Below are 21,963 nucleotides of genomic sequence, written 5' to 3'. Positions count from 1 at the left end.
TTGATTGCGTGAATTGGATGCAAATCGGGAGGGGACACCCCATGGAATCGACGAATCAAACGTCGCCGCATGCGCTTGCGGCGGTGGTGACCGGAGCATGCGGCGGGATCGGCCGCGGCGTGGCCGAACGGCTGGCGCAGGACGGATGGCGGCTGATCGTCACCGATCTGGACGCCGCGAAAGCGCAGGCCCTGGCGGCAGAGCTGCCGGGCGACGGACATCGCGGGTTGGCATGCGATGTCGCGTCGGAGACCTCGGTCGCGCAACTTTTCGACATGATTTCAATGGATTACGGACAGGCTGACGGGCTGGTCACGGCGGCGGGCATTCTGCGGCTGGGCGAAGGCGGCGCGCGCACCCCGCTTGCCGAGATGGAGGTCGGCGATTTCGACGACCATCTGGCGGTGAATGCGCGCGGCACTTTCCTGTGCATCCGTGCCTATCTGCGCCAGTGGCAGGACCAGGCCCGGCCCACGCGAGGCCGCATTGTGACATTCGGATCGGTGGCGGCACAGCTGGGCGGCTACCGGTCCTCGGCCAGCTATATTGCATCCAAAGGCGCCGTCATGGCCCTGACCAAGGCCGCCGCGCGCGAAGCCGCGCCGCTGGGCGTGACGGTCAACGGCGTGGCGCCAGGCCTGATCGACGCGCCGATGCTGCGCCTGTCGCTGGCGCCCGGACAGGAAAAGGCCGCGGCCGAGGCAATCCCGCTGGGCCGCATCGGCACGCCCGAGGACGTGGCGGCAGCGATTTCCTACCTGATGAGCGAGGGCGGCGGCTACATGACCGGCGGAATGCTCGACATCAATGGCGGCTACAGGATGCAATGAGGAGGACGTGATGGGACGCACCCCGATCACCTGGCTGGCGAACCGGCTGCTCGACATCTCGGCCATCCTGCTTCTGGTCATGATGCTGCATGTCTGCGCCGATGTCGGCATGAAATACGTTTTCAACCGGCCCATCCAGGGCACGCTGGAAGTCGTGTCCTACTACTACATGGTCTGGGCGGTCTTCCTGCCGCTGGCGCTGGTCGAGATGACGCGCTCGGCGGTCTCGGTCGAGCTGTTCTTCAATATGTTCCCGCGCCCGGTGCAGGTTCTGTGCATCGCGCTGGTGCTGCTTCTGTGCGTCGCGGCCTATGCCGGGCTTGCGCGGATCACATGGCTGGACGCGCTGCGCTCGTTCGATCGCGGCGAGGTCGTGATGGGCCCGGTCACCGTGGTCATCTGGCCCAGCCGCTTCATCCTGCCGATCAGCTTCGCGCTGGCCGGGCTGGTCTGCCTGTGGCACCTCGCCCGGCTGGCGGTCAGCCGCGACGCGCGCGCCGAGCTGATCGCGCCCCCCTCCCCTGACGAAGGAACGGTCTGATGGATCGCCTTGAAATCGGTTTCACCGGGCTTGCCGCCGTGCTGGCGCTGATCGCGCTGCGTGTGCCCATCGGGCTTGTGCTGGTAATCGTCTCGTTCTGCGGCATCTGGGCTGCGACCAATCTCACCGCTGCCTGGGGCCTCGTGCGGGCCGTGCCGTTCCAGTTCATCGCCAACTGGTCCTTCTCGGCGGTGCCGATGTTCCTGCTGATGGGCTTCGTGGCGTCGAATGCAGGCCTGACCAACGGGCTGTTCAAGGCGATGCGCATCCTGCTTCGCAAGCTGCCCGGCGGGCTGGCCTGTTCGACGGTCGGTGCCTCGGCGCTGTTTGCCGCCGCGTCCGGGTCCTCGGTGGCGACCGCCGCCGCGATGTCGCGCATCGCCGTGCCGGAAATGGTGCGCGCGGGCTATGACAAGGCGCTGGCCACCGGCTCGGTCGCGGCCTCGGGTACGCTGGGCTCGCTGATCCCGCCTTCGATCCTGATGATCCTGTTCGGCATCTTCACCCAGACGTCGATCGGCGCGCTGTTCATGGCGGGGTTCATCCCCGGCGTGCTGTCGGCGCTGGTCTACATGGCGATGATCGTCATCCGCGCCAAGCTGAACCCCAAGCTTGCGCCGCCGATGACCGAAACCCCGGCGCCGGGCGAGCTGTCCGCGGCCCTGCGCGAGGTCTGGCCGCTGCCGCTGCTGATCCTCGGCGTGCTGGGCGGGATCATGACGGGCATCATGACCCCGACCGAGGCGGGCGCCGTGGGTGCGGGTCTGGCCGTGGTGATCGCGCTGGCGCGCGGCAGCCTGACCTTTGCCATCATGCGCACCGCCCTGCGCGAGGCGGCCAGCGGCACCAGCATCGTCTTCGTGATCGCCATGGGCGCGAGCATGTTCACCAGCTTCATGGGCCTGACCGGCCTGCCCCGCGTGATCGCCGATACGATGCTGGGGGTCAGCACCAACCCCTTGATCCTGATCCTGATGATCGCCGTGGTCTATATCCTGATGGGCATGTTCATCGACTCGATCGGCCTGATGCTGCTGACCCTGCCGGTGCTGATCCCGCTTCTGGGCGGGGCCGATGTCAACATGATCTGGTTCGGCATCATCATCATCAAGCTCTTGGAAATCGGCCTGATCACACCGCCCGTGGGGCTCAACGTCTATGTCATCAACTCGGCGCTCAAGGGCGCGGTCCCGCTGACCACCGTCTTCCGCGGCGCGCTGTGGTTCCTGGCCATGGACGTGGTCACGCTGGCGCTGCTGGTCGCGTTCCCGGCGCTGGTCCTGTGGCTGCCCGGCCTGATGGCCAACTGATTTCACCCTTTCACCACGCAACTCATCGTCCAGGGAGGAAACGGACATGAAAGCACTCTTTACCATGGCCCTTGCGGGCACCACCGCGCTGACCATCGGCACCGCCGCCGAAGCGCAATACCTGTTCTCGTCGTGGCTGGAACCCAACCACGTCATCACCCGCGAGGCCCATATGCAATGGGCCGAGGATCTGGCCGAGGCCACCGATGGCGAGGTCGCCTTCGAAGTGATCGTCGGCGGCGCGCTGATCCCCGCGCAATCGACCATGCAGGGCGTGGCCGACGGTCTGGCGCAGGCGGGTTTCCACACCGCGACCTACACGCCGTCGGACCTGCCGGTGTCGAACGCCGTGGCCGATATGGGCTTCATCACGCCCGACCCCTTCGTCATGGCCTTCGCGTGGAGCGATTTCATGATGAACGAGCCTGCGGGCTTCAACGACTGGCGCGATAACGGCGTGCTGTTCGGCGGCGGCTACGCGGTGCCGGAATACAACTTCATCTGCCGCGAGCCGCTGAGCACGCTGGCCGATTTCGAAGGCAAGCGCGTGCGGATGCCGGGCGGCGGCTGGGCGCGGTTCGGTCAGGCGATCGGCGTCGTCGGCGTCAACGTCCCCTCGAACGAGATCTACACCGCCTTCGAGCGCGGCTCGGTCGATTGCACGGCGTCGGACACCTCGCACCTGACCGGCGGCGCGACGCTGATGGAAGTGGCGGGCGGCGTGACCACGCTGGCCATGAGCCCGTTCTATGCCGGTGTGACCTGGGCCTATAACCCCGATTTCTGGGCCGGTCTGACGCCCGAACAGCGCCGCACCGTGTTCGACGTCTCGGCGGAATCGCTGGCGCGTCTGCAGGTGGCCTATGCCCGCGAAGCGAGCGAAGCGCGCGACGCGGCGGCCGAGCGCGGCATCCCGATCGTCGAGCCGGACGCCTCGCTGCAGGAAGCCTATGACGCCTGGGTCGCGGACGGCGTGGGCGACATGGCGGGCATCGCCGCCTCGGCCCACGGGATCGAGGATCCGCAGGCGCTGTTCGACAGCTTCCAGGGCTATGTCGACAAGTGGGTCGGCCTGCTGGACGGGCTGGAGCAGCCCTACACGGTCGAGGATCTGACGGCCCTGCTGCAGGAAAACCTGTACGGCCCCATCGACGTCAACACCTGGGGTCTCGAGTAACCCCGATCCCGGGGGCGGGACGACCCGCCCCCGGACGACCCGGCCTTTGCAAGGCCCAAGGAGCTTTCCATGACCTCTGAACAGGATCTGCCGGTTGCCGTCGTCACCGGTGCGGCGGGGGGCATCGGCCTCGCCTCCGCTACAAGGCTGGCCGAGGACGGGTTCGCCGTCCGCATGCTGGATCTGTCCGCCGAGCGCGTCGCCGCCGCCGCCGCCACACTGGCCGAACGCGGCCTGAACGTCACCGCCGCCGGCATCGACCTGCGCGACGAGGACGCGGTGAAGGCGGAAATCGACGCCCTGCCCCGGCTCGACGTGCTGGTCAACAATGCCGGCATCTTCGACGTGATCGAGTTCGACGCCCTGACGGCCGCCGATCTGCGCCGCATGACCGAGGTCAATTACATCCCCGTCTTCACCCTGTCGCAGGCCGCCTCGCGCCGGATGCCGGAAGACGGACGCATCATCAACATCGCGTCGCGCTCGTGGCTGGGGGCGAAATCCATCGCCCATTACGCCGCGTCGAAAGCCGCCGTGGTGGGCCTGACCCGCGCCATGGCGCTGGATCTGGCCCCCAAGCGCATCCTCGTCAACGCCATCGCGCCGGGCGTGATCGAAACCGCGATCCTCGACGCCTGGGACGACGAGGCCCGCGCGGCCCTTGCCGCGCGCCAGCCCATCGGGCGGCTGGGCCGTCCCGAAGACATCGCCGCCGTGGTGGGCTTTCTTGCCGACCGCCGCACCGGGTTCATCACCGGCCAGACGCTGATCGTCGATGGCGGCGCGTCGGTCGGCACGCTGGGAGGCGCCTGACATGGCCAGATTGTCCAACAAATGCATCGTCCTGACCGGCGCCGGCAGCGGCATCGGGCAAGGCATGGCCGAAGGCTTCGTGCGCGAGGGCGCGCAGGTTCTGGGGGTCGATCTGTCCGAAGCCGGGCTGGCCGAGACCGCCGCCCGTGTCTCGGGGCCGGGCCGGTTCGAGACGCTGGTGGGCAATGTCACCGACAAGGGCCTGCCCGACGCGATCCGCACGAAGCTGTCCGCGCTGGGATGGCAGTGGAACGTGTTGTGCAACAATGCGGGCATCGGTGGCGGCGGCATGGCGGGCGACACCGATGACGAGACGCTGAACCGCTATCTCGACGTCAATGTCACCGGCCTGTTCCGCCTGTCGCGCGCGGCGGTGAACGACTGGAAGGGCAAGGCCGGGGTGATCCTGAACACCGCCTCGATCTATTCCTTCATCGGCGCCACCGGATCGGCGGCCTATTCGACCTCGAAAGCCGCGGTCGCGGGGCTCACGCGGCAGATGGCCACCGATTACGGCGTCGAGGGCATCCGCGTCGTCGCCGTGGCGCCGGGCCTGATCGAGACCGCGCTGACCGCCGAGCGCATCCGCACCGAGGCGTGGCGGCGCCATATCTATATCGACCAGAGCCCGCTGCGCCGCGTCGGCAAGCCCGAGGATATCGCCAACGGCGCGATCTTCCTCATTTCCGACGAGGCCAGCTTCATCACCGGCGAGACGCTGCGCATCGATGGCGGCTGGACCCTGGGCCGATACCCGCGCCCCGACGAGGACTGAGCGATGCAGGACAGTTACGATCTGGTCGTCGTCGGATCGGGCGCGGCGGGGATGGCCGCTGCGCTGACGGCGCATCATCTGGGCCTGAGCGTCCTGATCGTCGAGAAGACCGAGTATATCGGCGGCTCGACCGCCTATTCGGGCGGCGCGACATGGATCCCCAACAACCCCCATCAGCTTGAGGCGGGGGCGGCCGAGCCCAGGAGCAACGCCATGACCTATCTGCAGGCCGAGGTCGGCAATCACGGCCGCCCCGATTTGTGGGAGAGCTTTCTCGATGCCGGGCCGAAGATGGTCCGCTTCATGGAAGACAAAACGCATCTGAAATTCTCGATGCGCCCCGTCGCGCCGGATTACCATCCCGACCAGCCCGGCGGCGCGCTGGGGCACCGGGTGCTGGACCCGCTCGATTTCGATGCGCGGGTGATGGGCGAGAAACTGGCGCTGATCCGCCCGCCGATCCGGGAATTCACCGTGTTCGGCGGCATGATGGTGGGGCGCAAGGACATCCCGCACATGTTCTCGATGCTGCGCAAACCGGCCTCGGCGCTGCACGCGGCGGGTATCCTTGCGCGGCACGCCAAGGACAAGCTGACACGCGGGCGCGCGACGCGGCTGGTGCTGGGCTCGGCCATGGCCGGGCGGCTGGCGCATTCGGTGTTCGAAGCCGGGATCGACCTGCAGACACGCAGCGCGGCCAAGGAATTGCTGACCGAAGAGGGCCGCGTGACCGGCCTGCTGCTGGACACGCCCGACGGCGACCAGCGGGTCACGGCACGGCTGGGCGTCGTGCTGGCGGGCGGCGGGGCGGCGCGGGCCAAGGTGCTGGATGATGTTCTGCATCCGCATGCGCAGCATTACTCGATGTCGCCCGAAGGCTCGACCGGCGACAGCATCGCGCTGGCCGCACCGCTGGGGGTTCGCGTGGCCGAGGGCAACGCCGCGCCGCTTTTCTACGCGCCCGTCTCGCTCATCCCGCAGGCCGATGGCTCGGTCCGGCCCTTCCCGCACCTGTTCCTCGACCGTGCGAAACCGGGCGTCTATGCCGTCGATGGCACCGGGCAGCGCTTCGTGAACGAGGCCGCAAGCTATCACGATTTCGTCCGCGCCATGCTGGGCAACGGGCCCGGACGCGCGCCCGAAGGGTCGGTCTGGCTGCTGGCCGATCACGCGACGATCCGGCGCTACGGGCTGGGCGCGGTGCGCCCCTTCCCCGCGCCGATGGGCGGGCATCTGCGCTCGGGCTATCTGAAGCGCGGGCGGACGCTGGCGGATCTGGCCGCGCAGATCGACGTTCCCGCTCAGGCCTTGGCCGAAACCGCCGCCCGTGTCACGGGCTTCGCGCAGAAAGGCGAGGATCCCGATCACGGCAAGGGCAGCACGGCCTATAACCGCTATCTGGGCGATCCCGAGCTGGGCGGGGCCAATCCCTGCCTGGGGCCGCTGGCGCGGGGACCGTTCTACGCGATCCGGCTTTATCCCGGCGATATCGGCGCCTCGGTCGGGCTGCCCATCGACCCCGAGGCGCGGGTGGTCACGCCCGAGGGCCAGCCGGTCCCGGGCCTCTTTGCCTGCGGCAACGATGCCAATTCGATCATGGGCGGCACCTATCCCGGCGCGGGGATCACGCTGGGCCCGGCGCTGACCTTCGGCTTCATCGCCGCCCATACGGCCGCGGGCAAGCCCCTGCCGACGGGCTGAGACCGAAAGGGTACGGCGCGCGTCGTCCCCTGCCCCGGAACCCGCAGGCGCATACGCGCGTTGATCCGGCATCCATTTCCCCAAAAGGAAAGCCGGGATGCTCAAGCGGCTTGGCGACCCCGCGCAGACGCCCCCGGGCCCGCAATCGGGCGCCGCGCTGCGCTATGTGAACGACGACGAACCCGGCTGGTCCCGGCGCGGCGCAGGCAAGGGATTTTACTATCTCGACGAGACGGGCACACGGATCAGCGATCCGGAATGCCTCACGCGCCTGCGCGCGCTGGCGATCCCGCCCGCCTGGCGCGAGGTCTGGATCTGCGCCGATCCCGAGGGCCATATCCAGGCGACCGGGCGCGATGCGCGGGGGCGCAAGCAGTACCGCTATCATCCGCTCTGGGCACAGGCGCAGGAAGAGCAGAAATTCGCGAGCCTCGGCGCGTTCGGCCATGCGCTGCCTGCCCTGCGCGCGCAGGTGGATGCCGATCTGCGCCGCCGGGGCGCCCCGCGCGAGCGGGTGATGGCGACGGTGGTGCGGCTTCTGGATATCGGTCTGATCCGCATCGGCAACGACCGCTACGCCACCGAAAACCGCAGCTACGGCCTGACCACGCTGCGCGCCCGCCACGTCGCGCTGGAAGGGTCGAACCTGCGCTTTGCCTTCCGGGGCAAATCCGGCAAGGACTGGAAACTGAAGGTCCATGACCGCCGCATCGCCACCGCCCTGCGCTCGATCCAGGATCTGCCGGGGCAACGGCTGTTTCGCTATCTCGACGAGGACGGCAAGCCGCATGACCTGCTATCCCACGACGTCAACGCCTATATCCGCGCCGCCGCGGGCGAGGATTTCTCGTCCCGGCATTTCCGGCCCTGGGGCGGCAGCGTGCAGGCGCTGGCATTGCTGGCCGCCTGCGAGCGCCCCGAGGGCAAGACCGCTCGCGCCCGCGCGCTGAACGCGCAGGTGGCCGAGGTGGCATCCCTTTTGCGCAATACCCGCGCGGTGTGCCGGCGCAGCTATATCCACCCGGCGATCGTCTCGGCCTGGGAAGACGGCGGGCTGACCCCGGCCTTGACGGCGCTGCGCCGCCGCCTGCCGCGTCCGCTCAAAGGGCTGGATGACGGCGAATCGCTGTTCCTGCGCTGGCTGGAACGCCAGAACTGAGCGACCTTGGCCTCAGCTCTTGTGCCATTCCATGATGTGGAAATACGGGCAGCGACGGAAACGATCGGCGCGGTCGGGATCGGCATCGTCGGGCGCGGGTTCGTCGAAATGCACGAGCCTTAACCCGCACCCGATGAGCGCCTGCATGTACCGGTGCATCGGTCGGTGCCAGTTGCGGATCGAGATCCCCCGCCAGCTGACCCATTCGGCGCGGGGGGTGAGGTAATCGTCGATCACGAGCTTTGCGCGCCCGGTCTCGTCGCGGACCCATTCCCCGGCGGTGCTGAAACTGTTGAGATTGGCGATGAGCAGCGTGCCGCCGGGTCTGAGCACGCGCGTCATCTCGGCCAGGGCCGCGTCGATATCGTCGATATCGATCAGCGTCAGGTAGCTGACGACAAGGTCGAAACTGTCCGCGCCGAACGGCAGGGCCTCGGCCCGCGCGGACAGATATCGCCCGCCGGGATCACGGTCCTGCGCGGTGGCCAGAAGTGTCGGCGCTGGGTCGATGCCGGTGGGCTCGATCCCCTCGGCGCGCATCATCCGGCAGAACCGCCCCTCGCCGCACCCTACATCGAGCGCCGTGCGGAAACGCCCTTGGCGCAGTCGTGCCATCATCGGCGCATCAAGCACGTGGCGGCGCGAATAATCGCCAGCCTCTGCCATGTCGGTGATCCAGGCCCGCGCCGAACTTTCCCAGCCGTTATCCGAATATTCCATGCGCGCGCCCCTTGTTCCTCTGCCCCGCTCTAGCGCGGGGCATCGCGAAGGGCCAGCCGCCGCGAGGCCGCGCAAACAGTTGATGCGCGACAAGGCCGTGTTTATTTCAAGCTTGAAATTTAGCGGGCGCGGGACTAGCCTCCGCGCAGCTTCTCCCTTCGCTCACCGTCCGAGGATTGCCCTTTGCCGACCGATTTCACCGCCACCCGCGCCCTGTTCGACCTGCCCGAGGGGGTGATCTATCTCGACGGCAACTCGCTGGGCCCGCTGCCGCGCGCCGTGCCCGCGCGCCTGCAACAGGCCGCGACCGCCGAATGGGGCCAGATGCTGATCACCGGCTGGAACAAGGCGGGATGGATGGAGCTGCCCACGAAGATCGGCGACCGCATCGCGCGCCTCATTGGCGCCGAGGCGGGCCATGTGGTGCTGGGCGACACGCTGTCGATCAAGGTCTATCAGGCGCTGGCCTCGTCGCTGGAAATGAACCCCGACCGCCGCGTGATCCTGTCGGATACCGGCAATTTCCCTTCGGACCTCTACATGGCCGAGGGCCTGTGCCGCACGCTGGGGCCGGAATACAGCCTGAAGACCGTGGCGCCCGAAGACGTGATGGACGCCATCGACGACAGCGTCGCGGTGCTGATGATCACCGAGGTCGATTACCGCACCGGGCGGCGCCACGACATGGCCGCGCTGACCGCCAAGGCGCATTCGGTAGGCGCGCTGGCGGTCTGGGATCTGGCGCATTCGGCCGGAGCCACGGATGTGGACGTGGCCGGGGGCAAGGCGGATTTCGCGGTCGGCTGCACCTATAAATACCTCAATTCCGGCCCCGGCGGCCCGGCCTTCATCTATGTGGCCCCGCGCCATGCCGAGACCGCGCGCCCGGCGCTGTCGGGCTGGATGGGTCACGAGAAGCCCTTTGCCTTCGATCTGGATTACCGCCCCGGCGCGGGGATCGAGCGGATGCGCGTGGGCACGCCGCCGGTCTTGCAACTGGCGGCGCTCGACGCCGCGCTCGATGTCTGGGACGGGGTCGAGATCGCCGATCTGCGCGCGCGCTCGATCGACTTGTGCGAGGCCTTCATCGAACAGGTCGAGGCCGCCTGCCCGATGCTGGAACTGGCCACGCCCCGCGACGCGGCGATGCGCGGCAGCCAGGTGAGTTTCCGCCACCCAGAGGGCTACGCGATCATGCAGGCGCTGATCGCGCGCGGCGTGATCGGCGATTTCCGCGCGCCCGACATCCTGCGCTTCGGCTTCACGCCGCTCTATATCGGGCTGGACGAGGTCGCGGGCGCGGTGAAGATCCTGGCCGAGATCATGGAGACCGGGGCCTGGGACCGGCCCGAATACAAGACCCGCGCGAGGGTGACGTGAGGCCGCGCCTGAGGGCGGCGACGCTGGGGGGCGCTGCCCCCCGCCTGCGGCTCCCCCCGGGATATTTGTGGAACAAAGATGGGGCGGGGGCGGATCCGCTCTGCCGTCCGGCGGGCTGGGTGGCGTTGTGGAAGCGGTTGGCGATGGTGGGGAAATTGAACGCGCGGGCGACGGGCTGACCCCGCCCTGCCTGACGATATTCAACGGAGACCCCGATGACCGACGCTTACGACCCCGCCAAAGAAGGCGCGCAGATGGCCTTTGACGGCCGCATGTCCTATACTGATTACCTGTCACTCGACGCGATCCTGACGGCGCAGCATCCGCGCTCGGACGCGCATGACGAGATGCTGTTCATCATCCAGCACCAGACCAGCGAGCTGTGGATGCGGCTGGCCCTGCACGAGATCGGCGCGGCGCGCGATCAGCTGGAACAGGGTGCGGCGCGCCCGGCGTTCAAGATGCTGACCCGCGTGGCGCGGATTTTCGAGCAGCTCAATTCCGCCTGGGACGTGCTGCGCACGATGACGCCGTCGGAATACACCACGTTCCGCGACGATCTGGGGGAATCCTCGGGCTTCCAGTCGTGGCAATACCGGCTGATCGAATACGCGGTCGGCAACCGCAACGCGGCGCTGCTGAAGCCCCATGCGCATCGGCCCGACCTTCTGGCCGCGCTGGAGGCCGAGCTGGCGAAACCGTCGCTTTACGACGTCGCCGTGGGGCAGCTGGCGAAGGCGGGCTTCGACATCCCCGAGGCGGTGTTGCAGCGCGATCTGCGCCAGCCCTGGCAGGCGAGCCCTGAGGTCGAAACGGCGTGGCGCGGCGTCTATGCCGATCCCGCGCGGCACTGGGAGCTTTACGAGCTGGCCGAGAAGCTGGTGGATTTCGAGGATTACTTCCGCCGCTGGCGCTTCAACCACGTCACCACCGTCGAGCGTGTCATCGGTTTCAAGCGCGGCACCGGCGGCACGGCGGGCGTGAGCTATCTGCGCCGTATGCTCGAGGTCGAGCTGTTCCCCGAACTCTGGGCGCTGCGCACGACCCTTTGAAACCTGGCCTGTCAATCCGGGCCTTCAGATCGGGCGGGGCGCCGCGGGCTCCCCGCCGCTTTCGGTCAGGATCGTCAGGAATTCGCGCGCGGCGGGCGGCAGCGAGCCCTTGTCGCGGCGATAGAGGAACAGCGCGCGATCCCATTCGAGCTGGGCAAAGGGCAGCCGGACCAGACGGCCCAGCGCCACTTCGCTTTGCAGCAGGCTTTCGGGCATCATGGTGATGTAGTCCGACCCGACGAGCGTCGCCGCCGCGACGGTGATCGAGCGGGTCTGCATCACGCAGTCGGGCGGCGGCAGCGATTGCGTGCCGAAGACCGCGCGCAGGTGGTCATGGGCGATGCTGTCCTCGGGGACCATGACCCAGCGATAGGCCAGCAGGTCCGACAGCACGGGCGCGTCCAGCCGGTGCAGCGGATGGTCGGGCGCGGCGAAGAGATACCAGCGGTCACTGGCATAATAGCTCTGGCGCAGACCGAACCGCGCCCAGCCGTCGATCTCGCCCGCGACGGCAAGGTCGATCTGCCCGGCCACCAGCGCGTCGGTCAGCCGGTCCTCGATCGCCTCAGAGGCGATGATGCGCAGCCCCGGATGGCGCTGCAACATGATCCGCACCGCACGGTTGAGATGCGGGTTCACCGCCCCCGCGACGCAGCCGATGCGCAGCGTGCCGGTGGTCAGCGTCGAGATATGGCGCTGTTCCTCGATGGCCGCGGACCAGTCGGCCAGAAGCAGCTCGGCGCGCGGCAGGAAGGCCTGGCCATGAGCGGTCAGCATCATGCCGGTCGGGTGCCTCTCGAACAGGCGCACGCCCAGCGTTTCCTCGAGCGTGCGGATGATCCGGCTGAGCGCGGGCTGGGTGATATGCATCTGCTCGGCGGCGCGGCCAAGGCTGTGCAGGGCGGCGACGGTGACGAAGGCGGTGAGGTGGCGGTGGCTGAAGCTCATAACAATTCGGCATGGGTTTGGATCGCATAAGCATTGGCATAATGGCGGGGTTGCTGGAAGTCTGTTCTGCAGCAGGCCGCGAAACCGAAGGGTTTGAGCGCGTTGCATGCGAGAGCCCCGGACGAAGGCTGAGCTTTGGAGGAGAGAAAGCTCAGTATTTTTCGTGATGGGGATTTGAAAGGGAGGATACCTTGAACAAGACGATCGCTCTGGCGATGGCGTCGTGCCTGATCGGTGCGCCGGCCCTCGCCCAGACCACGCTGCGCGTGGTGACCGCGTTCCCGCAGGGGACGATGCAGAACATCCCGCTGACCGCCTTTGTCGAGCATGTGAACGAGACCTGCACCGACAGCGTCACGCTCAATTTCGTAGGCGGCCCCGAGGCCATCCCGACCTTCGAGCTGGGCGAGGCGGTGCGCCGGGGCGTGGTGGATGTGGGCTTCAGCTCGCAATCCTTCTACACATCGATCGTGCCCGACGCCTCGGCGATCCGGCTGTCGACCAATTCGGCCGCCGAGCAGCGCGAGAACGGCGGCTGGGAGCTGCTGAACCGGATCCATAACGAGCGCATGAACGCCTATTACCTGGCGCGCACCTCGGACGGGATCCCGTTCCATCTGTACCTGACCGAAGAGGCCGATCCGCTGGACCTGTCGGGCGTGAGCCTGCGCATCGCCCCGGTCTACCGCGCCTTCTTCGAGGATCTGGGCGCGACCGTGGTGCAGATCCCGCCCGCCGAGGTCTATCCCGCGCTGGAGCGCGGTGTCGTGCAGGGCGTGGGCTGGACCAGCCTCGGGCTGTTCGATCAGGGCTGGGACCAGCATATCCGCTACCGCGTCGATCCGGGCTTCTACGTCTCGGACAGCAATATCCTGGTCAACCTGGACCGCTGGAACGGGCTGGATGCAGCCGCGCAGGACTGCCTGAGCGAGGCCGCCCTGTGGGTCGAGGGACAGGACCACGTGCTGCTCGACCTGCAGGCGGAAGAACTGCAGCGTCAGGCCGATGCGGGCGTGCAGGTCATCGCGCTGGACGGCGAGCGCCGCGACGAATTCCTACGCCGCGCCAGCGATGCCGGCTGGGCCGAGCTGGAACGCCTGCAGCCCGAATACGTGACCGAACTGCGTGAGTTGCTGGCGCCCGAAAGCGCCGAGTGACGATGCAGGCCCTGTTGCGTATCTTCGACGCGATCCTGAAATGCGCCGCCATGCTCGGCGCATTTCTTCTCGCGATGACCGTCGCGGTGACGGTGGGCGACGTCGTCCTGCGTCCCTTCGGCCTGCGGTATTTCAGCTGGCATGTCGATGCGGTCGAACTGACGCTGGTGATCGCCACCTTCCTTCTGGCGCCGTGGATTCTGGCCATCGGCGCGCATGTGCGCGTGGATATCGTGCTGCAGATCCTGCCCGCGCGGCTGGCGGTCTGGGTCGAGCGGCTGGCCTGGGGCTGGGGCGCGGTCCTGTGCGGCTGGCTTGGCTGGCTGGCGGTGGGCGAGCTTCTGAGCGCGGCCCAGCGCGGGACGCTGTTCATCCGCAGCTTCGTGATCCCCGAATGGTGGATCCTGACGGTGGTGCCCTATTGCTTTGCCGCCTTGTGCATCGAGCTTGTCCTGCGCGCCGCGGGGCTGCGCACCCGCGAAGAACGCGCCGCGATCTGAGGACCCGACAATGGAATGGTACTGGGCACTGACGATCCTTCTGGGTCTGGCCACGCTTCTGATGATGACCGGCCTGCCCGTGGCGCTGGTTTTCCTGAGCGTGAATATCGCGGGCGGCCTCCTGTTTCTGGGCGGGCCCGCCGGGCTGGGCCTGATGGTGCGCAACGGCGTGCAATCCTTGCAGAATTATTCGCTCGCACCGATCCCGATGTTCATCATCATGGGCGAGTTGATGCTGCATACCGGCATGGCGGCCGCCGCGATATCGGCAGTCGAACGGCTCATTCGCCGCGTGCCGGGGCGGATGCCGATCGTCTCGGTCGTCTCGGGCACGATGTTCGCCGCGCTTTCGGGTTCGTCGATGGCGAATACCGCGATGCTGGGCAGCACGCTCTTGCCGCAGATGCTGCGGCAGGGCTACGCGCCGCAACTGGCGATCGGCCCCATCGTCGCGGTGGGCGGCATCGCCATCCTGATCCCGCCCTCGGCTCTGGCGGTGCTGCTGGGCAGCCTTGCGAAACTGTCGATCTCGGAACTGCTGATCGCCGGCATCATGCCCGCCTTGATCATGGCGGTGCTGTTCGTGGCCTATATCGTCGCCCGCTCGCTGATCGTGGGCGACGCGAAAGAGCCCGACGCGGTGGCCACGGGCGAGAGCTTCCTTCAGCGCGCCTGGCCCTTCCTGCGCGACGTGGTGCCGCTGTTCGCGATCTTCCTTGCCGTGGTCGGCAGCCTGCTGGGCGGCTTTGCCACGCCGACGGAATCGGCGGCGGTGGGGGTCGCGGCGACGCTGATCGCGGCGCTGCTCTACCGGCGGCTCAGCCTGCACAACCTAGGTCACTCGATGATGCAGGCCGCGAAGATCTCGGGGATGCTGCTGTTCATCATCGTGGGGTCGACCACCTTCTCGCAGATCCTCGCCTTTTCCGGCGCGGCGTCGGGCCTGTTGCGGCTGCTCACGGCGATGGAGCTGACGCAGCTTCAGGTGATCCTGATCGTGGTTGCGGTGCTGCTTATCCTCGGCTGTTTCATCGACCAGGTGTCGATGATGATGATCACCCTGCCCTTCTTCATCCCGATGGCAGAGGCGGTCGGCGTCGACATGATCTGGCTGGGCCTGGTTTACCTGCTGTGCCTGGAAATCGCGCTGATTACCCCGCCCTTCGGCCTGCTGCTCTTCGTGATGAAGGGCGTGGCACCGCCCGAGATCACGCTGGGACGGATCACCACCGCCGTGGTGCCGTTCCTGCTGATCCAGCTGGGCGTGCTGGCGCTGATCATCGGCTGGCCGCAGGTCGCGCTTTTCCTGCCCGACATGCTGTTCGCGCGCTGAAACCCCTTACCCGAAAGGAGACACCATGGCCGAGAGGTCTTTCGCCAGGGAAGTCGAACAACTCAGGATCGGCGCCGGACAGGAGTTTCGCGGCGAGGGGATTCTGGCGATCACCAAGGCGCTGCTGGAATGCGGCGTGGGCTATGTCGGCGGCTATCAGGGCGCGCCCATCAGCCACCTGATGGACGTGCTGGCCGATGCGCAGGAGATCCTGAGCGAGCTGGGCGTGCGGTTCGAGGCCAATGCCTCGGAGGCCGCGGCGACGGCGATGCTGGCGGCCTCGGTCCATTACCCGATCCGGGGCGCCGTCGCCTATAAAGGGCCGGTCGGCGTGAACGTGGCGTCCGATGCGCTGGCGAACCTTGCCTCGGGCGGGGTCACGGGCGGGGCGATGATGATCGTCGGCGAGGATTACGGCGAGGGCTCGGCCATCATGCAGGAGCGCACGCATGCCTTCGCGATGAAATCGCAGGTCTGGCTGCTGGATCCGCGCCCGAACCTGCGGTCGATGACCAAGGCTGTACGCGACGGGTTCGAGCTGTCCGAGGCCACCGAAACGCCCGTCATTCTGGAACTGCGCATCCGCGCCTGCCATGTCCACGGCGCGTTCGAGGCCCGCGACAATCAGCGCCCGCCCCTGTCGGTGAAAGACGCGTTGTCGGCGCCGCGCCGCTCGACCGAGCGGCTCGCGATGCCGCCCTTTGCCTTCCGGCACGAGCAGGAGAAGGTCTCGAAACGCTGGCCCCGCGCGGTCGAGTTCATCATGGAAAACGGGCTCAACGAATTCATGGGACCGAAGGCGGGCAAGGTCGGCCTCGTGCTGCAGGGGGGCATGTACAACACCGTGATGCGCAGCCTGCGCAGGCTGGGGCTGGCCGATCTGCACGGCAACAGCCAGATCCCGCTTTACGTCCTCAACGTGACCTATCCGCTGGCCGAGGCCGAGTTCCTGTCCTTCTGCGAGGGCAAGGACGCGGTGTTGGTGGTCGAGGAAGGCCAGCCCAATTACATCGAACAGGCCTTCGGCAGCATGGTTCACCGCAAGGGCCTGCCGACGCGGGTGCAGGGCAAGGGTTATCTGCCGATGGCGGGCGAGTATCAGCCCGGGGAGATGCTGGAGGCGCTGTCGGGCTTTCTGGCCGATCACGGCGTCACCCCCGCCGATCCGCGCCAGCGCGCCCCCAACGACACCCAGACGCCGCCCGTGCCGGACCTCAGCGCGACGGTGCCGCTGCGGACGCCGGGCTTCTGCGTCGGCTGCCCCGAGCGCCCGATCTTCGCCGCGATGAAGCTGGTGGACCAGAAGATCGGCCCGCACCAGATCGCCTGCGATATCGGCTGCCACCTGTTTTCCATCCTGCCGCCCTTCGATCTGGGCGGCACGACGATGGGCTTCGGGCTGGGACCGGCCTCGAACGGGGCGTTTGACGGTGGCGGCGAGCGGCGGCCGATCTCGATCATCGGCGATGGCGGGTTCTGGCATAACGGGCTGGCCAGCTCGATCGGCAACGCGGTGCTGAACCAGTCGGACGGCGTGATCGTCGTGGTCGACAATTACTACACCGCCGCGACCGGGGGTCAGGACATCCTGTCCTCGCGCGCCGAGCACCCGACGCGCAACACCAACAACTCGATTGCCGGGGCGGTGAAGGGCGTGGGCGTGAAATGGGTGCGCGAGATCGACCGCACCTACGACGTGACCAAGGTGCGCGACACGCTGACCGAAGCGCTGACCACGCCCGAGACGGGGCCCAAGGTCATCATCGCCTCGTCGGAATGCATGCTGAACCGCCAGCGCCGCGAGAAACCGCTGCGCCATGCCGCGATCGGCGACGGCAAGCGGGTGGTGGTGCCGAAATTCGGCGTCGACGAGGATGTCTGCACCGGCGACCATGCCTGCATGCGGCTGTCGGGCTGCCCGTCGCTGACGATGAAGACGCTCGACGACCCGCTGCGCGACGATCCGGTCGCTTCCATCGACGATGGCTGCGTGGGCTGCGGCAATTGCGGCGAGGTGGCCGATGCCGCCGTGCTCTGCCCGTCCTTCTTTCAGGTCGACGTGGTGCATAATCCCGGCCGGTTCGAGCGCTGGTATGCCCGGGTATCGGGCCGCATGATCGAAGCCCTGCAACGCCGCCGCGCCAGGAAGCGGCTGACTTTCGAAAAGGCCGAGATGGCATGAGCGAACATCCCCGCGATTTCACCCCCGCCCGCAGCGACGATGACGGGCTGATCACGCTGGCAATCCTGGCCGTCGGCGGTCAGGGCTGTGGCCAGCTGACCGACTGGATCGTCGCCATCGCCGAGGCCAACGGCTACCGCGCGCAAAGCAGCTCGGTGCCGGGCGTGGCCCAGCGCACGGGGGCCACGATCTATTACATCGAGATGGCGCCCGATACCGGCGCCGAACCGGTCTTTTCCCTGATGCCCGCGCCCGGCGAGGTCGACATCGTCGTCGCGGGCGAGATCATGGAGGCCGGGCGCGGCGTCGAGCGGGGCTTCGTGACGCCCCTGCGCACGACCTTGGTGACCTCGACCCACCGGGTTCTGACCCTGTCGGAAAAGCTGGTGCCGGGCGACGGGCGGGCCGACAGCGCGGTGGTGCTGGCGGCGCTGGAGCAGGCGGCGAGCCATCTGGTGGCGATGGATATGGAGCGCGTGGCGGCCGACCATGACAGCCATATCACCAATTGCCTGCTGGGCGCGCTGGCGGGTTCGGGGGCCCTGCCTTTTGAGCGCGCAGCATTCGAGGCGGCGATCCGCGCCTCGGGTCGCGGGGTCGAGGCGGCGTTGCGGGCCTTCAGCGACGCCTATGAGCGGGCGCAGAGCGGCATCGGGACCGAGGCGCCGGCCGTGACCGAAACGCCGGAACCCGACGTCGCCGGCCCCGAACGGCTGCGCGCGGAATGGGCGGCGCTGGAAGCACGGCTCGACGCCCTCCCCGATCCCGCCCGCGCCATGGCCGGGGCCGGATTGCGCAAGGTGGTTGATTATCAGGACCTGCGCTATGGCGCGCTCTACGCCGATTGCGTGCTGCGCGGGGCCGAAGCCGACCGCGCCGCCGGGGGCGAGGCGCGCGGCTGGGCCTATTCGACCGCGCTGGCCAAGCATCTGGCGAATGCGCTGTGCTACGACGACATCATCCGCGTGGCCGATCTGAAGACGCGCGGCGCCCGGTTCGCGCGGGTGCGCGACCATGCCAAGGCGGGCGGCGAGGCGGTGCTGGCGGTGACCGAATACATGCATCCGCGCGCCGAAGAGATCTGCGGCCTGCTGCCCGCGCGCCTGGGCCGCCGGATCGAAGCCTCGCCGCGGCTGTTCGGGATGCTCGACCGGATGGTGAACAGGGGCCGCCGCCTGCGCAGCGGTCGCCTGCCCGCTTTCGTGCTGCTCTACGGACTGGGTGGCCTGCGCCGGGTCCGCCGGAAGCTGTGGCGCGACCGGGTGGAAAGCGCGCATCGCGAGGCCTGGCTGGCGCTGGCCGAAGCGCGGCTTCCGCGCGACTACGCGATGGCGGTCGCCACGCTCGACGCGCGACGGCTGATCAAGGGCTATTCCGACACCCATGGCCGGGGGCTCAGCAAGTTCGACGTCGTGCTGGACGGGCTGGCGCTGGTCGAGGGGCGCGCGGATGCCGCCGACTGGGCGCGGCGGCTGATGGAATCGGCGCTGACATCACCCGATCTGTCGGCGGTCGAGGGCACGCTGGCCACGATCCGCAGTTTCGCCGGAGAGAAGGAAACGGCCTGACGCTGAAAGGATGGTCGGGGCGATAGGATTCGAACCTACGACCTACGGTACCCAAAACCATGCAAGACCGCTGGAATATCAAGGCAATCTGGTAAAATACCCTCTAAACCGCCTGTAAAGATTTCAACGGGTTACAGGGCATGTGTAAACGGATTGGCGCGACATTCCAGCGAGAACAAAAAGTGAAAGCCGGAAACCCGGTTTCCCCTACCCATCCGCCCTGCCCGGCCCTAAATCCCCGCGCATGTCACCCCGCGGCGAGTCCATCATCCGAGTTGATTGTGCGTGCGGTCATCGCGCGGTGCTGCGGGCTGCCGACCTCGGTGAAAACGCTCTGACATTTCGCGACTTCCACCGCCTGCGGTGCCGCGAGTGCGGACGGAAGGGACGGCCCGCCGTGGTGATCTGCAGCTGGACCCCTGCGTCGGTGCAACCGGCGTATTTGGGGAGCTATCGGCGGGACTGAATCCACCACAGGAACACCCGCCGCCGGGCACGGATGCCAGCCTTGGTGCGGTGCCTCATCCCTTTGCCGCCTCGGTGATGCTGACCATGTTCCGCGCAACCGAGACGATGCAGGACACGTTTTCCTCACTGACCAGCCCGGCAGCGAATCCGGCGTGCAGATCCACGGCACAGACCGCGAGCTGGTCTATCTCCGGTTCGAGACGGTCCAGCACCGGCCGCTCGACGATCAGCTCGGGCTCATTGTCCAGACAGCCGGTCAAGGTGGCGCAGCAGGAAATCCAGATCAGCGCCAGTGTCGCCCGTTGACGTTTCCGCATTGTCGATCCGTCCTCTCGTTTCCTCGGTGATCTGATTGAGCGCGGCCTGTGCATCACCCCAGCCTGCCGCGTGGCCCTGGTCATACATGCGCTGCGAATAGCCCTGACCTGCCACGAAGACCGCGCCACCTAGCAGCAGCGCACCCCCGAGGGCGTAGGGCCAAGTGAACCGGCCGAGAATGTCGCCGATCATGCCCTTGCCCTCCGCTTCTGGAACACCAGCCACCAGACGACGCCCAGAGCGGCGATCACCAGTACGGCGGCAATTGCGTACTGCATCGGCCCTTCACCCTGCGACATGGTGGCGACGGCACCGACCACGGGCGCTGCGGCGCCGGTGATCTGCACCACCTGAGACGTGCGGCGCTCGCGCGTCGATGCCTGCGCCGGGGGCGTGGGGGGTTCGGCCACCGGGTTGACCCCCAGCGCCGCCCAGGTCCGGCGCCCGACCACGCCGTCCACCGGCAGGCCCATGTCGCTTTGGAAGGCCTCGACCGCTGCCAGCGTGTTCGGGCCGAACGCGCCGTCTTCGGGGATACCGAGGGCGCGCTGCAGCGCGACCACGGCGGGGCCGCGATCCCCGACGCGCAGCACCACGGGCGAGCGCACGCCGCCCGAATGCCGCCGATAAGCCGCCTCGATGCGGCCGGCGTAGACCTCGGGTTGCCCGGTCCCGTTGTAGCGGCGGGCGAAGATCAGCCAGTCATGGGCGCGCAGGGCCGGGTCCAGCCCCCAGGACGTGACCAGCGCGGTGAAGGCGTCCAGATGCGCGGGCGCCCCGGTCGCCATGGCCTCGACCATGTCCCCGGCCGAGACGAAGCCAGCACCGGCATGGTTGAAGCCCATGATCTGCGGGCCGCCCCAGCTCGACGCGCGAAGGGCGCCTTCCAGATCCGCTCGCGCCGCGACCTCGAACATGCGCGCCCGGTCAGCGGTCGAGACAGCCAGCGAGGCGCGCCATGGGGCCTGGCCGTCGCGGGTTGCGAAGCCGATCCGCCCCCACAGGGCACGCGGGAAATGATGCGGCTCGAACCGCCGCAGGACGCCGCCCGAGGCATCGAAGCACCGGCCCGAGGCTTCTACCTCCCAGACCGCGCGCAGGGCGGCAGGCTCGCAGCCGAGCCGCGCGGCGGCGCGCTGGAAATCGGCGGGGGACAAATCGCGGGGCATCGCAGCCCCGATCCATGGCGTGGCATTCATCGGATGCGCTCCAGGCTGGTGATCAATCGGTTGATGTCGGTACGGACCCCGGCGAGACCTTCCTCGATGCGGCCGAGCTGGACGGCCTGCGAGGCGGCTTGCCCGCGCATGATCTCGACGCGCTGCTCCATCGCGGTGAGGCGCGCGGCATTGCCGTCGACCGTGTTGCCCAGTGTGGTCACCCACATCACGCCAAGCGCGGCCTGGACGATCAGCACCAGAAGCGTGGCGATGGGAATGCGCCGGTCGAGATGCCAGGGCTCGGGACGGTCAGGCTGCGGCATGGCCGGGTCCTTTGGTCGGTTCGGTATTGCCGGTCACGTCCCCGCCCCCGGCAGAGCGGCGAGGGCTGCGGCGATCTCGGTCTTTGTCGTGGCAGTGTCGATCGCCGCGCCCGTGGTCATGCGCAGGGCTTCCAGCGTCGCGGCGGTGGCGCGCCAATCGGCCGAGAGCGAGATCCAGAGCGAAGCCAAGGCGGCGGCATCGGGGGCGGTGATGCCGATTTCGGCCGAGAGCAGCGGATAATCGGCGAGATCGGGCGACGGATCGGCGACATAGGCGCGCGCCTCGGCTTCCTTGGCCTGGTAGATCAGGTCCTGCCCCGGCAGATCGGTGATCGCGGCGCGCCGCGCCTCGGTCATCCATGCATTAAGGGTTGCGCGCGCGGCTGCCTTGGCCTCGGCCAGCGCGGTCGCCGCGATCTGTTCGGCGGTTTCGATCGTCAATTCGAAGGTCATTCGCTCGGCTCCTCGATACGGTCGGCGGGGATGGTGACGGGGCCGCTGGTGACGGTGACGGCCCACGGGCTGGCGGGCTGGTCGGGCGCGGCGGT

22 protein-coding genes are annotated in these 21,963 nt (G+C 68.0%); 15 read left to right on the top strand and 7 right to left on the bottom strand.

What is annotated here, in order from left to right:
* The first annotated feature begins 41 nt into the window (after nucleotides 1-41).
* The 8 genes from C4N9_RS08865 (at nucleotide 42) to C4N9_RS08830 (ending at nucleotide 8,306) form a co-directional block, all read left to right on the top strand.
* Nucleotides 42-830, top strand: a complete 789-nt coding sequence (locus C4N9_RS08865) for an SDR family NAD(P)-dependent oxidoreductase (protein ID WP_109532973.1) — start codon at nucleotides 42-44, stop codon at nucleotides 828-830.
* Nucleotides 831-840: 10 nt separating this feature from the next.
* Nucleotides 841-1,371 (top strand): TRAP transporter small permease subunit, encoded by a 531-nt coding sequence (locus tag C4N9_RS08860; RefSeq protein WP_168192178.1) that lies wholly within the window; start codon nucleotides 841-843, stop codon nucleotides 1,369-1,371.
* Entirely contained in the window at nucleotides 1,371-2,681 is a 1,311-nt protein-coding gene (locus C4N9_RS08855) for a TRAP transporter large permease (RefSeq protein ID WP_109532971.1), read from the top strand. Before C4N9_RS08860 ends, C4N9_RS08855 begins: the two co-directional genes overlap by 1 nt.
* A 46-nt stretch (nucleotides 2,682-2,727) precedes the next feature.
* Nucleotides 2,728-3,858, top strand: coding sequence for a C4-dicarboxylate TRAP transporter substrate-binding protein (locus tag C4N9_RS08850; RefSeq protein ID WP_109532970.1), 1,131 nt, complete (start codon nucleotides 2,728-2,730; stop codon nucleotides 3,856-3,858).
* A 69-nt stretch (nucleotides 3,859-3,927) separates the two neighbouring features.
* Entirely contained in the window at nucleotides 3,928-4,671 is a 744-nt protein-coding gene (locus C4N9_RS08845) for an SDR family NAD(P)-dependent oxidoreductase (protein WP_109532969.1), read from the top strand.
* Between the two features lies 1 nt (nucleotide 4,672).
* Nucleotides 4,673-5,446, top strand: a complete 774-nt coding sequence (locus C4N9_RS08840) for an SDR family NAD(P)-dependent oxidoreductase (protein ID WP_109533275.1) — start codon at nucleotides 4,673-4,675, stop codon at nucleotides 5,444-5,446.
* A gap of 3 nt (nucleotides 5,447-5,449) precedes the next feature.
* Nucleotides 5,450-7,147: an FAD-dependent oxidoreductase gene (locus C4N9_RS08835; protein ID WP_109532968.1), complete on the top strand. Its 1,698-nt coding sequence runs from the start codon at nucleotides 5,450-5,452 to the stop codon at nucleotides 7,145-7,147.
* A 97-nt stretch (nucleotides 7,148-7,244) separates the two neighbouring features.
* The gene (locus tag C4N9_RS08830) at nucleotides 7,245-8,306 is read left to right on the top strand and encodes a DNA topoisomerase IB (protein WP_109532967.1); all 1,062 of its coding nucleotides are present in this window, start codon (nucleotides 7,245-7,247) and stop codon (nucleotides 8,304-8,306) included.
* 12 nt (nucleotides 8,307-8,318) lie between these two features.
* Here C4N9_RS08830 and C4N9_RS08825 read toward each other — a convergent pair whose 3' ends face one another.
* The gene (locus tag C4N9_RS08825; protein WP_109532966.1) at nucleotides 8,319-9,026 is read right to left on the bottom strand and encodes a class I SAM-dependent methyltransferase; all 708 of its coding nucleotides are present in this window, start codon (nucleotides 9,024-9,026) and stop codon (nucleotides 8,319-8,321) included.
* Between the two features lie 183 nt (nucleotides 9,027-9,209).
* On the opposite strand from C4N9_RS08825, the gene kynU reads away from it, so the two are divergent.
* Nucleotides 9,210-10,406: a kynureninase gene (gene kynU / locus C4N9_RS08820; protein WP_109532965.1), complete on the top strand. Its 1,197-nt coding sequence runs from the start codon at nucleotides 9,210-9,212 to the stop codon at nucleotides 10,404-10,406.
* Between the two features lie 215 nt (nucleotides 10,407-10,621).
* Nucleotides 10,622-11,458 (top strand): tryptophan 2,3-dioxygenase, encoded by an 837-nt coding sequence (kynA, locus tag C4N9_RS08815; RefSeq protein ID WP_109532964.1) that lies wholly within the window; start codon nucleotides 10,622-10,624, stop codon nucleotides 11,456-11,458.
* Nucleotides 11,459-11,482: 24 nt separating this feature from the next.
* On the opposite strand, the gene C4N9_RS08810 is transcribed toward kynA, so the two are convergent.
* A complete protein-coding gene (locus tag C4N9_RS08810) occupies nucleotides 11,483-12,406 on the bottom strand; it encodes a LysR family transcriptional regulator (RefSeq protein ID WP_168192177.1) in 924 nt (307 codons plus the stop codon).
* Between the two features lie 191 nt (nucleotides 12,407-12,597).
* Between C4N9_RS08810 and dctP the strand changes: the two genes are divergently transcribed.
* From dctP to C4N9_RS08785, 5 genes are read left to right on the top strand one after another with little or no spacing between them, the layout of a single operon-like run.
* Nucleotides 12,598-13,563, top strand: coding sequence for a TRAP transporter substrate-binding protein DctP (gene dctP / locus C4N9_RS08805; protein ID WP_109532962.1), 966 nt, complete (start codon nucleotides 12,598-12,600; stop codon nucleotides 13,561-13,563).
* A 2-nt stretch (nucleotides 13,564-13,565) separates the two neighbouring features.
* Complete coding sequence (locus C4N9_RS08800; RefSeq protein ID WP_109532961.1) at nucleotides 13,566-14,063, top strand: TRAP transporter small permease; 498 nt, start codon at nucleotides 13,566-13,568, stop codon at nucleotides 14,061-14,063.
* A gap of 10 nt (nucleotides 14,064-14,073) precedes the next feature.
* Complete coding sequence (locus C4N9_RS08795) at nucleotides 14,074-15,396, top strand: TRAP transporter large permease (protein WP_109532960.1); 1,323 nt, start codon at nucleotides 14,074-14,076, stop codon at nucleotides 15,394-15,396.
* 25 nt (nucleotides 15,397-15,421) lie between these two features.
* Nucleotides 15,422-17,578, top strand: a complete 2,157-nt coding sequence (locus tag C4N9_RS08790) for a ferredoxin family protein (protein ID WP_109532959.1) — start codon at nucleotides 15,422-15,424, stop codon at nucleotides 17,576-17,578.
* Complete coding sequence (locus C4N9_RS08785; protein WP_109532958.1) at nucleotides 17,575-19,146, top strand: indolepyruvate oxidoreductase subunit beta family protein; 1,572 nt, start codon at nucleotides 17,575-17,577, stop codon at nucleotides 19,144-19,146. The genes C4N9_RS08790 and C4N9_RS08785 overlap by 4 nt, the downstream gene beginning before the upstream one ends.
* 521 nt (nucleotides 19,147-19,667) lie before the next feature.
* On the opposite strand, the gene C4N9_RS08780 is transcribed toward C4N9_RS08785, so the two are convergent.
* Genes C4N9_RS08780 through C4N9_RS08765 form a run of 5 tightly spaced genes read right to left on the bottom strand, consistent with a single transcriptional unit; the run spans nucleotide 19,668 to nucleotide 21,868 of the window.
* Nucleotides 19,668-19,874, bottom strand: coding sequence for a hypothetical protein (locus tag C4N9_RS08780; protein ID WP_146195142.1), 207 nt, complete (start codon nucleotides 19,872-19,874; stop codon nucleotides 19,668-19,670).
* Entirely contained in the window at nucleotides 19,852-20,124 is a 273-nt protein-coding gene (locus C4N9_RS21655; RefSeq protein WP_146195141.1) for a hypothetical protein, read from the bottom strand. The genes C4N9_RS08780 and C4N9_RS21655 overlap by 23 nt, the downstream gene beginning before the upstream one ends.
* Entirely contained in the window at nucleotides 20,121-21,131 is a 1,011-nt protein-coding gene (locus tag C4N9_RS22100; protein ID WP_109532956.1) for an N-acetylmuramidase domain-containing protein, read from the bottom strand. The genes C4N9_RS21655 and C4N9_RS22100 overlap by 4 nt, the downstream gene beginning before the upstream one ends.
* On the bottom strand, nucleotides 21,128-21,415 hold the full coding sequence (locus tag C4N9_RS08770; RefSeq protein WP_109532955.1) for a hypothetical protein: 288 nt from the start codon (nucleotides 21,413-21,415) through the stop codon (nucleotides 21,128-21,130). The genes C4N9_RS22100 and C4N9_RS08770 overlap by 4 nt, the downstream gene beginning before the upstream one ends.
* 33 nt (nucleotides 21,416-21,448) lie before the next feature.
* Complete coding sequence (locus tag C4N9_RS08765; RefSeq protein ID WP_109532954.1) at nucleotides 21,449-21,868, bottom strand: hypothetical protein; 420 nt, start codon at nucleotides 21,866-21,868, stop codon at nucleotides 21,449-21,451.
* Nucleotides 21,869-21,963: the final 95 nt, after the last annotated feature.

It is taken from the genome of Pararhodobacter marinus (assembly GCF_003122215.1).
Classification (GTDB): domain Bacteria; phylum Pseudomonadota; class Alphaproteobacteria; order Rhodobacterales; family Rhodobacteraceae; genus Pararhodobacter; species Pararhodobacter marinus.
This window is presented reverse-complemented; position numbering and strand designations above follow the sequence as displayed.

What these genes read in the sequence shown, in the direction of transcription:
- C4N9_RS08865 (WP_109532973.1), top strand. Translation starts at nt 42, where the DNA reads ATGGAATCGACGAATCAAACGTCGCCGCATGCGCTTGCGGCGGTGGTG.
- C4N9_RS08860 (WP_168192178.1), top strand. Translation starts at nt 841, where the DNA reads ATGGGACGCACCCCGATCACCTGGCTGGCGAACCGGCTGCTCGACATC.
- C4N9_RS08855 (WP_109532971.1), top strand. Translation starts at nt 1,371, where the DNA reads ATGGATCGCCTTGAAATCGGTTTCACCGGGCTTGCCGCCGTGCTGGCG.
- C4N9_RS08850 (WP_109532970.1), top strand. Translation starts at nt 2,728, where the DNA reads ATGAAAGCACTCTTTACCATGGCCCTTGCGGGCACCACCGCGCTGACC.
- C4N9_RS08845 (WP_109532969.1), top strand. Translation starts at nt 3,928, where the DNA reads ATGACCTCTGAACAGGATCTGCCGGTTGCCGTCGTCACCGGTGCGGCG.
- C4N9_RS08840 (WP_109533275.1), top strand. Translation starts at nt 4,673, where the DNA reads ATGGCCAGATTGTCCAACAAATGCATCGTCCTGACCGGCGCCGGCAGC.
- C4N9_RS08835 (WP_109532968.1), top strand. Translation starts at nt 5,450, where the DNA reads ATGCAGGACAGTTACGATCTGGTCGTCGTCGGATCGGGCGCGGCGGGG.
- C4N9_RS08830 (WP_109532967.1), top strand. Translation starts at nt 7,245, where the DNA reads ATGCTCAAGCGGCTTGGCGACCCCGCGCAGACGCCCCCGGGCCCGCAA.
- C4N9_RS08825 (WP_109532966.1), bottom strand. Translation starts at nt 9,026, where the DNA reads ATGGAATATTCGGATAACGGCTGGGAAAGTTCGGCGCGGGCCTGGATC.
- kynA (WP_109532964.1), top strand. Translation starts at nt 10,622, where the DNA reads ATGACCGACGCTTACGACCCCGCCAAAGAAGGCGCGCAGATGGCCTTT.
- C4N9_RS08810 (WP_168192177.1), bottom strand. Translation starts at nt 12,406, where the DNA reads ATGAGCTTCAGCCACCGCCACCTCACCGCCTTCGTCACCGTCGCCGCC.
- C4N9_RS08800 (WP_109532961.1), top strand. Translation starts at nt 13,566, where the DNA reads ATGCAGGCCCTGTTGCGTATCTTCGACGCGATCCTGAAATGCGCCGCC.
- C4N9_RS08795 (WP_109532960.1), top strand. Translation starts at nt 14,074, where the DNA reads ATGGAATGGTACTGGGCACTGACGATCCTTCTGGGTCTGGCCACGCTT.
- C4N9_RS08790 (WP_109532959.1), top strand. Translation starts at nt 15,422, where the DNA reads ATGGCCGAGAGGTCTTTCGCCAGGGAAGTCGAACAACTCAGGATCGGC.
- C4N9_RS08785 (WP_109532958.1), top strand. Translation starts at nt 17,575, where the DNA reads ATGAGCGAACATCCCCGCGATTTCACCCCCGCCCGCAGCGACGATGAC.
- C4N9_RS21655 (WP_146195141.1), bottom strand. Translation starts at nt 20,124, where the DNA reads ATGATCGGCGACATTCTCGGCCGGTTCACTTGGCCCTACGCCCTCGGG.
- C4N9_RS22100 (WP_109532956.1), bottom strand. Translation starts at nt 21,131, where the DNA reads ATGAATGCCACGCCATGGATCGGGGCTGCGATGCCCCGCGATTTGTCC.
- C4N9_RS08770 (WP_109532955.1), bottom strand. Translation starts at nt 21,415, where the DNA reads ATGCCGCAGCCTGACCGTCCCGAGCCCTGGCATCTCGACCGGCGCATT.
- C4N9_RS08765 (WP_109532954.1), bottom strand. Translation starts at nt 21,868, where the DNA reads ATGACCTTCGAATTGACGATCGAAACCGCCGAACAGATCGCGGCGACC.